The sequence below is a fragment of the Frankia sp. CcI156 genome (assembly GCF_001983015.1).
GTDB classification, from domain to species: Bacteria; Actinomycetota; Actinomycetes; order Frankiales; family Frankiaceae; genus Frankia; species Frankia casuarinae.
Genome location: NZ_MOMD01000094.1, coordinates 1 through 9,626, shown reverse-complemented (window position 1 = coordinate 9,626; position 9,626 = coordinate 1). Strand labels below are relative to the sequence as shown.

The window sequence follows — 9,626 nt, the reverse complement described above, 5'->3', positions numbered from 1 at the left end:
CTTACGATCAGTGATCCACACGGACCGCCCGGGGAGGGCCTGTCATCAAAGATTCTGAGGTACGCGCTCGTGGCAGCAGGACAGGATTCCTCAGGACCTCCGCGCCACACTGACCTACGGGCTCGCAGGCACCACAGAGGGACGACGTCGGACCGGACGGCACCAACATCCTCATCAGGACAGGGTGCCGGCGCAAGCCGGCATGATCACTGACCTGCGACGATTCGCCGAGCGTCGGGCCTCGCCGAGCGTGTCGACCTATTAATATTACCAGCTATCAGCCAATATACGGTTCACTCCTTTCTTCGAGATAATGATCAACTCGCAGTCGGATCGACGGATGCATTTTATATGAAGGGAGATCGCTAATTGCTACGAACCTCACCTGTGAAGATTCGTCACTCGTTCTAGGTTCACCACCGGTCATCCTGGTTCGAAAACAGATGGAGAATTGTTGCCGCACCTCGCCATTGTCGTAGGCCGCTACGTGRCCAGGATTGGAGTAGATCCCAACCACTCCGGTTACTTCGCAGGATATCCCGGTCTCTTCCATGACTTCACGCGCGGTAGCCTGCCTGACTGATTCGCCAGGCTCAACACCCCCGCCAGGGATGGCCCAATATCCGTTGTCGGTACGACGGATCAGGAGAATCCGTCCTTCGCTATCGGGAACGATCGCACTTACAGCCGGAACAATGCTGTTAGCCGCTGGAGCTTCGGGATCGTTCAAGTAGTCAACACGAGGCACAKGTCACCCCTCCTTGTTTTCCAGCACTCGGCTCTGCGCCCAAATTCGCTCAAAACATTCAGCGTAGGTCTCGAACAGGGGTCCGCCGTCGATCTTACGCAGATGGACAATCGGGGCGCGGAATGCGGGCATGCTGTAGATGTGCGGATTGATCAACATCTGATCGTCGAATCGGATGATCGAATTATACAGCACCGTTGCATGAAAGCGGACCTGAAGGTTTTCTACTCCGAGTATCGGTTGATACCAGGAGAGCGCATATCTAATGCGCGCAGCCATCCCAGCGCCAACCCCTTCCTCCTCTCCGCGCGTTCGCACTTCCTCTGATTCGGGGTCGCCGAACGCGATGCGTACTTGCACCCCATCGCCACAACGCCTCTGGATTTCCGGCACCCAGRACGGGTTGGCTTCAGGTAGGTGTAGACCTGCATAGACGAGGATATCGAGCACGCTCGAAGTTTCTTGTAGAAGGGCGAGCCACAGAGCATTCGGGACGGCGCTTCGCTCCGTGTAGACCGTGACGACTTCGCCGTGTCGTTCATCCATGGCGACACGCTTACCCRCATTGGGCCATAGATAGTCGCTTCCTCCCCGAGTAGTCGCGCGGCCTTCATCGCGGTGGTTCGGTGCGGAGTCCGCCCCTTCGTGATCCATCGTTCAACCGTTTTCGCGTCGACACCCAGAGCCTCACCGAGCGTGGGCGGTGTCCAGCTACGGCGAGTGAGCGCGGTTCGCAATCTTTCGTTGGGCACGTTGCGGCTCCCGAGACCGAGGGCATGGGACGTTTCGATCTTAGAACGTCCCAGCATGTCCCTTGCGGGGGGTGACCGCGTCCCTCGCTATCTGTCATGTTCTGTCGTAGGGCGCTTCGGGTCACCTTGGGCTACACACGACGGGGTGCCCTACCTAGACGTCCCCGGGTGTGCTGCCGCCGACGATGCCGGTGCGCCCGGGGACACCCATGTGAGCCGCGAGGGGGACGGGATGCCGTACATAAAGATCGTTTACAAGGGGGCCGCGCCGACCACGACCTACATGCAGTGGGCTCCGGTCGTGGCGGCCGGTCTGCGGCGGATCGTGGGCGAGGCTCTGGAGGAACCGGGGGTGGCGTCCGTGGAGCTGACGGACGACGCGGGCTCACGCGTTCTGGTTGCGGAGAAGCCACGCGATCTTCTTGCTTTGGAGTGCGGGGGATGCTGAACGCAGCTGCGATCAGGGACCTTCCGCCATGTTGAAGATCTTGGTTCGTTATGAGGATGATCGAGGGCCGTCCGCAACCATCGCGAGTCCGGACGTGCTCCGTAACGCCGACCTTCCGGCGCTGGCCTCGCGGTTGCTGCGGATGCTTCCGGCGGTCGAACGGGTGCAGATCTTCGATGGTGAACGGCCGGTCGCCGATACCGCCTCGCGGGGGCAGGGTGAGGTGAGTCGGGGCTCATGCCGTTCGTCCGGCTGATCGCGGCGCCTGGTAGGGCCGGAGCGTTGTACTACGTTCCTGCGTGGAAGGCCCGARGGATGGACCTTCCCGACGCGGCCCGGCGTGCGCTGGTCGAAGATCCGACTGTGACCCGCGTCGACCTGCTGTCGGATACCTACGAGGTAGAGCAGATGATCAACAGAGAGTAGCTGCCTCGTCGCGTCTCTATCGGAGTGAGGCTCTGCCTGTGGCGCGGTGCCTGCCGGTAGCGGTGCGGGTGGGAGCGTAGCGGCGCCACACGCTGTCGTCTTGTCCGGTGCATCCGCTGTGACCTGCATCGATAGCGATACGGGCGACCCCGGCCCATGCCGGCCCCGGTCCGACGGGCGACCCCAACCCGGGCGGCCCCGGTCCGTGCGGTCTCCTAGAAATCAACTGGGTAGTGTGTTATGCCTCTCGTATTAGGCCTGGACATATTATCGGGTGAGCCATCCTAGCCATGCTCCGGCGATAACGGACGGCACGGCGACGAAAAGGACGACTACGGCGATAAAATACCAGGGGATTTTTCCGTCGGGCTCCTGGTAGAACCGGCTGAACATCACGGACCTCCTTTTGCTTCCCTCTTTGCAAGGGGACGGAAGGTGCTTGCGGGTGGCGGTGGGTTTTTGGGTCCGGGACGCGTGGATGGCATKCGGCCGTGCCCGTCTCCGGCATGATCACCGCGTGTGGTGTCATGCCCGGTGGTGAGTCGGTGGTCGATTTCGATCGCGAGCGCGGTTATCAGGTTTTTCTCGTGTGTCTTGCGGAAGGTGTCTCCCTCAATCCGGTAGTAGACGCTGGCGGCGTGGCGCCGTTCCGTTTTTGTGAGCCGCACTCCCATGCCACGCGGCGCGGGGTCCAGCGCGAGTAGTGCCCGCAGGGCTGACCYGCGTGGGTGACCGAGTGCCTGTGTGGCCGCGTGCAGCAGCCTCACGACCCCCCGCGCGCGCGCCCACTCGCCTCCCTGCGCTGCCACGAGGGCTAGCAGGCGTGGCGCGGCGTTGATGATGTCTTCGGGACCCCGGACGCCGTGATCGGCAAGCCTCCCAAGATCTTCTATGAGTCGCCGTTGGCGGTCATCGCCCGTCATGATCCGTCTTCCCGTCGTCCCSTGCATACGCCGTTGCGCCTGCACACAGCAGGCCAGTGATCGCACGCTCACGCATCCGGGTTTTTTCCGGGTTTGGTCAGGGTTGAGTCCGGGGTGTCCGCGCGCTGATGATCGTTCCGGGTTTGGTCCGGGTCCGGTCCCCCGGAATTCCGGCTCCCAGCCACTAATACCCCCCGGATTTGCCGGTCTAATACCTGCGGTGCGGCTTTTCATCGGGAAACATGGGCGGTGTCCGGCGGGGCTGACAGAAACGGCCCCGAAGGCTTGCCCCCATCCCTCGGGAGTTCCTGTGTTCCTACTTCTTCTATTCCTTTTCCTGCTGGTTCTGGCCGTGCCGCTGTGGCGTTTCCTCGCGGTGTTCGTGCCGGTTTCCCTGGYCCTCTGGACATTTTCGTGGGCGGCCACGACATCCACCCCCGGATACGGCAAGTACTTCATCGCTATCATTTTCATTCTTCTGGCCGCGCGGGCTATTACGAAGTGGACACACAAGCCGTGACCAGAATGCACCGCGTTCTCTTCTGGACAGCCCTTGCAGTCTGGCTCGCCGATCTTTTTCTGCTAGGCGTCCTAGCCGGATACAACCTGCAGCATGAATACCGCCCGCGGCCGTGCCCGACGCCGGTTGGCCGTGCCATTCCCGYGTTTTCTTTCTCCCCTCTCCCTTCCCTTTCGCGAGGTGACTGCCGTGTTCGATGATCGCGAGCTCGCCGTCCTTGAGAAGCGCGCGGCCGACGCCTTCGACACCCATATGGACGGCTATACGGCAAGCGCAGTCCTCCACGACATCTTCATGGACATTCTGGGCCAGGACGAAAAAGGTATCGAAGCAATCCGGTACGTACAGAGCCTGCTGAAAGCCCACCGGGACAAGACCCTCRCGGAATGGCTGACCGCCCAGGATCTGTGGTTGTTCGCGGCAGGCATCGCCTATGACACCAACTTTGACGATGACGAAGACGAGGCCAACCACTGATGATTCCCTTTTCCATTCTCTTCCTGCTTCTTATCGTTGTCATCGTCATGATCCGCGCGTTTRACCTCAACCCGTGGCAAGCGTTCGCCTGCGCCGCRCTCGGTTTCTACGTCGCACAGTCCAATTTCTCGGACACGTTTCAGGGCATTCTCAACCAGATTTTCGGCATATTTTCCTCTATTCATCTGTAGGCCGCGCGGAGGTGTCCGGCTTCCGGACACCCCCGTTTTCCTCTGAGAAGAGAAGCCATGCCACGAACCCACACCAACGATCAGCGTCGGATGACACGGGAAATACGGCGGATGCGCCGCTACATGCGCCGTTCCACCCGACGAAAACTCCGGGAGAACCACTCCGGCCCGATGGCCGTGACCAGTATCACCGGTTTCTTCTGGCGGTTCCGCAGCGAATTTCTCCCGTTCTATATCGCTCTGTTCCTGGCGGTGTCCGCCACGGTGGCACACCGGGCGTGGGGCGCCGGTGCCGTGGTGCTGATGACCCTGTTCAGCCTGGCTACGGCGTGTGTGGTAGCACGCAGGATGCCGCGCCGGATCGAACGCGCCTACGCCGTGACCGTGGCCATCCTCGCGTCCGGATGGTGGTCAGCCGCCGCGATTCTCAGCCCTGGCCACCCACCCCTTCCCACCCTGCTCGTCACAGCCGGCACTGTGGCCGCTATCCCATGGTGGGMACATCGGCGCCGACGTGAACGGGTCCGGGTCGAGCGCACCATGCAGGCGTGGCCTGTCCTCGCCGAAAACGCGGGGCTTTCCGGTTCACGGGTGATGTCCGCGATAGTAGATGCGTGGGGATATACCGCGCGAGTGGCGCTACGCCGTGGCATGTCCGCCCGTAGCGCCATCGCCCGGAGCGACGAAATAGCCTCCATGCTCGGTGTCCGGCCAAACTCGGTACGGGTGACCGCCGATCCCGACCGTGAAGACCATGTCATCGTCCGAGTGACAGAAACCGATCCTCTGGCACGCCCGAACCCCTGGCCCGGACACGACCACCCCGCGACGATCACCAAACCGATTGCTATCGGCGTTTCCGAGGATGGCACGGCCGTAACCGTTCTTCTCCTCCGCYGCCATGTCCTCATCGGTGGCGTCGTCGGCGCGGGGAAATCGGGCCTGGTGAACACGATCCTCGCCGGGCTCATTCCCGCAGACGATGTGACCGTCTGGGGAGTGGACCTGAAAGGCGGCATGGAACTCGGCCCGTGGGCGCAATCACTCGGCAGGCTCGCGACCACACCGGACGATGCCCTAACCCTCTTCACCGCCGCATGGGAAGAACTGAACCGGCGCACCCGCGAGCAAGCACAGCGCGGGGAAAGGACCTGGAACCCCACCCGGGAACGCCCAGCACTCGCGATCTTGGTCGACGAATTCGCGGAACTCCCCCCGGAAGCACTGGACATAGCTGATTCCCTGGCCCGTCTCGGCCGCGCAGTCGCGGTCACGCTCATCGCTGCCACGCAACGACCAACCCAAGACGCGACGGGAAACGGCGCTATCCGTAGCCAGATGGACGTCCGGATAGCGCTGCGAGTCCGGGAACKCGCCGACACAGACCTCATCCTCGGCGCAGGCGCCTACAAAAGTGGTTGGCGAACCGACGCCTTCACCCTTCCCGGCGTGTTCCTCATCCTTGACCCCGACCACACCACGCCCACACCCCACCGTGCCTACCTGCTAGACGACGACACCGTGGCGGATATCACCAGCCGCTATCCCACGCCACCGGCTCTACCCGCCCGGTCGGACGGGCCGCACACGGACCATAACCCCGACCCCAACAGTGCCCTGTGGACTGCCCTCACGGCAACACCGGACGGCGCCAGCGTGCCCGACCTGGTGACCGCCACCGGCCGGTCCCGTCGATGGGTGTACTATGCCCTACAGCAGCTCCAGGAAGCCGGCAAGGTGYGCCAGGCCGCGCCCGGCCGTTGGCACGCCACCCCCCACCGCCCATGACCCACCGTCACGGAACCGCCGTGCACACCCCCGTGCAACGCCGTGCACCCCGGCGTGCATGCACGGCCCTACGCGCGCGCGTGCGTGCGCGCCTACGCGCGTAGGCACCCACACACCCCCACCCGTGCACACCACGGCACATCGCCACAGACAGTCACATCACCGGGCGGACCCACCCCGCACCCCTACACGCGGGTAGGGCACACCCACACCCACACCGCGCACGCCCGCGCAGCGACCACCCCCGCCACACCGCACCCAACCCCGGGAACGCCGCCCGCTAGCACCACGCCCGCGACCAGGTAGCGGCAACACCCCATGCCCGCACCCCGCGCACCCCCGGTGATCTGAACAAACACAGCACGGTCGCGGTAGCCGTCCACCCCCGGGTGCCACGCGACCGTCCCGAACCACCCCCGCCGACCCCCACCCGGCGCAACCGCAACCCCCCTCCGGTCGTCACGTGACGACCGGCGGGGGGTCAGGGAGCCGCGATGACCAGCACGCCGGACCACCCTGCCGACGAACCGGACGACGAACACACGGCGATCCGCCGCGCCGTATGGGCGATGCCCCCACTGACCGATGAACAGATCAACGCCCTCGCGGTGCTGCTCGCCACCATGCGGGACCATCCACGCCCCCGACCCCCCGACCCACCCCCCACCGACTGACCCCAACATGCGGCAGGCCCCCCGCACCGTATCCGGTGCGGGGGGCCTGTTCCTGTAAGCGTCTAGCAAGCGGCTACGGGCGTGGGGTCCGGGGGACGAGACCGATGCCACGGATCACTCCGCCGCTGGCCCGCAACATGGCCTCGTGGCATAGGGCGCACGCCAACGCCGTTTCTCTCCCATCGGAGACGATCACCAGTGCGGGTGCGGCACAACGGGGTGTCTCACACGTCGGCACGTCGCTCATCGCGCGTCCCCCGGTCCGGCCGTGACCAGATGCGCCCGTGTCTGCCTGCCGTAGCGCACGGTGAACCCCAGCGCGTCGAGCGTGGCCGCTACCGCGTAGGTCAGCACATCACCCACCCCGGCCGGGACGGGCCGATTCGCCGTGGGGATGGTGGCCATCCGGGGATGGGTAGCCCACCCCAACGCCACCCCCCGGTACGCACCCGTGCGCACCGGGACAAGCAGGACCCCGCCGGTTGCCTCCCGCCCGGTAGTGTCCGCCACCGGCACCCCCGCCAGCACGAGCGCACGCGCTACCCGCACCGTGAGCAGCGCGGTAGCGTCCCGGGTCGCGCGCACCCTCCCCCCATGGTCATCGGTGAGCCGCGCGACCTGTTCGGACCACAGGCGATTAAACGCGAGATCATCCGGTGCGGAACGGCTCGTCAGCGTCCCGTCCGCCGCTACCACCCCGTAGCCGACGGCGCTACCGGGATGGTCATCCCCCGCCCGGACTGCGTCATACCGGTCCGCCCACGGGCCGGCAACCACCCGCCCGTCCACCACCGTCCAGAACGCCGGAACCGACGCCCGGTCGTGGCGGGCACGCGGTCCGCGCGTCGCATCCTGCGAGGGATCGGTGCGCCCCGCATGCGGCACGGTCGGCACCCACCCGCCGGACGCGAGGGGACCGTCCGGGACGGTCGGCGCGTCGTTCCCGGCGGTCGGGAACGGAAGTGGAAGGCCGTCGACGTGCGTGGTCGGTTGCCTCTGTTGCTACACCCGTTGCTACACCTCCCCATGATCGCTGCGGCGCCCCAGACTGTCGCGCTGGGCTTACCGGGTTGATCGTGTCGTCATGGTCGGTCTGGGGTTCCCGGATCCGGCTGGCCAGATCGGGGTGCGGCCCGTGACACCCGAAAACGTCCGCCATCGACGTATGGCAGCAGCCTCGCCGCCCCGGCTGGGTTAGGGCTTCCTCTCGTGGGGCAATGGCGGCCTCGTGACGGGGACCGTGCGTAGGAGCCGTTCCAGGCCGGTGTAGTCGCCGGGGTTGGTGGTGAACAGTGGAAGGTCCTCCGCGACCGCCGTGGCGGCGATCATCAGGTCCGCGGTCCGGCGGCGCGGTTTGCGGCCCGCGGCGACGACGGCCGCGGTCAGCCGGCCGTAGACCCGCGCCGCCTCGGCGTCGAACGGGATCGGATCGAACTCGTTCTCGGCACGTTGGAGGATCTCCATCCGCCGTGCCCGTTCCTCATGCTCGTCGTACAGGTCCTGCTCGTCGTTACGCCGCACCTGGTGTGGCCCGGCGGACAGCTCCGCCAGCGTCACCACGCTGATCGCCATCTCGTCCGGAAGCTCGGCCACGTTCACCCAGCGGCGCAGGATCAGGATGTTGGTATCCARCAGGCCCTGCCGGACGGGCTCACTGGTCATAGGCATCCGTCGCCTCGTGGTCGGCYGCGGCCTCCTGGTCGGCGCGGAACGCCTCCAGGCCGGTGTCAGGTGCGTTGCGTGACATCGCGGCGAACTCCTGCCGCGAGACGAACCGGCGCCGGCGCCGGATCGGGACGAGCTGCCCGATCTGGTGACCATCCCGAGTGACCGTGAACGACTGCCCATGCTCGACGGCGTCCATGATCTCCCGCGACCTCGACCGCAGGTCCCGCTGCGTGATCTCAGGAGTGCTCACCATGCCAGCGTAGCACCCGGTGCTACAGCGTGCCGCGACGAAGATCCAGAGTCTGGCCAGGCGATGTTGACCGCCCGGCTTCGCCATACCGCCGTGTGCCTGCGGTCGCCTCCTGCACGAAAGACGCTATCCGCAGCGCTCAAGAATATTGCGGATCCGCCGGGCGCCTGGATGATCGTCGTCATACGCGGCTTCGACGATTCGACGATTCCCATTACCTGCCGCGTCAGGTCCTTCCTGCATTCGGCGGCCCCACGATCCGGCTATCCGGATGAGGCCGAGTAGTTTGCGCGTCAGCGATGCTGCTGTGAGCTACTCATCTACCTGATTCCGCCCAATTTGCCGGACGCCGTGAGGTGGTCCTGTGTCGCGTCCAACCAAACCCAACGAGCGCCAGCTCGCGGTTCTCCGCTGGATTGGCGACGGATGCCCGCCGCGAGATTGGCYCGACCAGAGCCACAAGCTCACCGCGCGGATCTTGGAGGGACGCGGTCTGGTCCAGGTCAGTGATCATGCCGGCTTGCGCCGGCACCCTGTCCTGATGAGGATGTTGGTGCCGTCCGGTCCGACGTCGTCCCTCTGTGGTGCCTGCGAGCCCGTAGGTCAGTGAGCCATTTCAAAGTTGGTTTTCCTAAAGGCCCTCGGTGGCGAGGACGAGGGCGGCCTGGGCGAAGGTGCCGACGCGGCGTGGGCAGCCACGGAAACGGTCGAATATGTGCCAGTTCTTGAGGACCGCGAATCCTCGTTCGCCTTGTGAGCGG

General features: G+C 65.1%; 12 protein-coding genes. 7 read left to right on the top strand and 5 right to left on the bottom strand.

Annotation, left to right across the window (positions count from 1 at the left end; genetic code table 11):
- Positions 1-277 precede the first annotated feature (277 nt).
- The gene (locus CcI156_RS22830; RefSeq protein WP_011434606.1) at positions 278-748 is read right to left on the bottom strand and encodes an NUDIX hydrolase; all 471 of its coding nucleotides are present in this window, start codon (positions 746-748) and stop codon (positions 278-280) included.
- 3 nt (positions 749-751) lie between these two features.
- The gene (locus CcI156_RS25280; RefSeq protein WP_139341579.1) at positions 752-1,294 is read right to left on the bottom strand and encodes a hypothetical protein; all 543 of its coding nucleotides are present in this window, start codon (positions 1,292-1,294) and stop codon (positions 752-754) included.
- 351 nt (positions 1,295-1,645) lie between these two features.
- Here CcI156_RS25280 and CcI156_RS22820 point away from each other — a divergent pair, with 351 nt between their 5' ends.
- The 7 genes from CcI156_RS22820 to CcI156_RS22790 all read left to right on the top strand — a co-directional run bounded on the left by CcI156_RS22820 (position 1,646) and on the right by CcI156_RS22790 (position 6,947).
- Complete coding sequence (locus tag CcI156_RS22820; RefSeq protein ID WP_023842162.1) at positions 1,646-1,948, top strand: hypothetical protein; 303 nt, start codon at positions 1,646-1,648, stop codon at positions 1,946-1,948.
- A gap of 28 nt (positions 1,949-1,976) precedes the next feature.
- Positions 1,977-2,204 carry a hypothetical protein gene (locus CcI156_RS22815; RefSeq protein ID WP_023842163.1) on the top strand — a complete coding sequence of 76 codons (228 nt, stop codon included), beginning with the start codon at positions 1,977-1,979 and terminating at the stop codon, positions 2,202-2,204.
- 661 nt (positions 2,205-2,865) lie between these two features.
- Complete coding sequence (locus tag CcI156_RS25275) at positions 2,866-3,078, top strand: hypothetical protein (protein ID WP_134352052.1); 213 nt, start codon at positions 2,866-2,868, stop codon at positions 3,076-3,078.
- Between the two features lie 529 nt (positions 3,079-3,607).
- Positions 3,608-3,817 (top strand): hypothetical protein, encoded by a 210-nt coding sequence (locus tag CcI156_RS22810; RefSeq protein ID WP_076808132.1) that lies wholly within the window; start codon positions 3,608-3,610, stop codon positions 3,815-3,817.
- A gap of 189 nt (positions 3,818-4,006) precedes the next feature.
- Positions 4,007-4,294 (top strand): hypothetical protein, encoded by a 288-nt coding sequence (locus CcI156_RS22805; protein WP_076808129.1) that lies wholly within the window; start codon positions 4,007-4,009, stop codon positions 4,292-4,294.
- 281 nt (positions 4,295-4,575) lie between these two features.
- On the top strand, positions 4,576-6,273 hold the full coding sequence (locus CcI156_RS22795) for an FtsK/SpoIIIE domain-containing protein (RefSeq protein ID WP_076808125.1): 1,698 nt from the start codon (positions 4,576-4,578) through the stop codon (positions 6,271-6,273).
- Positions 6,274-6,767: 494 nt separating this feature from the next.
- Complete coding sequence (locus CcI156_RS22790) at positions 6,768-6,947, top strand: hypothetical protein (RefSeq protein ID WP_023842169.1); 180 nt, start codon at positions 6,768-6,770, stop codon at positions 6,945-6,947.
- A gap of 243 nt (positions 6,948-7,190) precedes the next feature.
- Here the strand turns inward: CcI156_RS22790 and CcI156_RS22785 are convergent, their stop codons facing one another.
- The 3 genes from CcI156_RS22785 to CcI156_RS22775 all read right to left on the bottom strand — a co-directional run bounded on the left by CcI156_RS22785 (position 7,191) and on the right by CcI156_RS22775 (position 8,868).
- On the bottom strand, positions 7,191-7,832 hold the full coding sequence (locus tag CcI156_RS22785) for a hypothetical protein (RefSeq protein WP_011434615.1): 642 nt from the start codon (positions 7,830-7,832) through the stop codon (positions 7,191-7,193).
- Between the two features lie 309 nt (positions 7,833-8,141).
- Positions 8,142-8,615, bottom strand: a complete 474-nt coding sequence (locus CcI156_RS22780; RefSeq protein WP_011434616.1) for a type II toxin-antitoxin system VapC family toxin — start codon at positions 8,613-8,615, stop codon at positions 8,142-8,144.
- Positions 8,599-8,868, bottom strand: coding sequence for a type II toxin-antitoxin system Phd/YefM family antitoxin (locus tag CcI156_RS22775; RefSeq protein ID WP_011434617.1), 270 nt, complete (start codon positions 8,866-8,868; stop codon positions 8,599-8,601). The genes CcI156_RS22780 and CcI156_RS22775 overlap by 17 nt, the downstream gene beginning before the upstream one ends.
- Positions 8,869-9,626 lie beyond the last annotated feature (758 nt).

What these genes read in the sequence shown, in the direction of transcription:
- CcI156_RS22815 (WP_023842163.1), top strand. Translation starts at nt 1,977, where the DNA reads ATGTTGAAGATCTTGGTTCGTTATGAGGATGATCGAGGGCCGTCCGCA.
- CcI156_RS22790 (WP_023842169.1), top strand. Translation starts at nt 6,768, where the DNA reads ATGACCAGCACGCCGGACCACCCTGCCGACGAACCGGACGACGAACAC.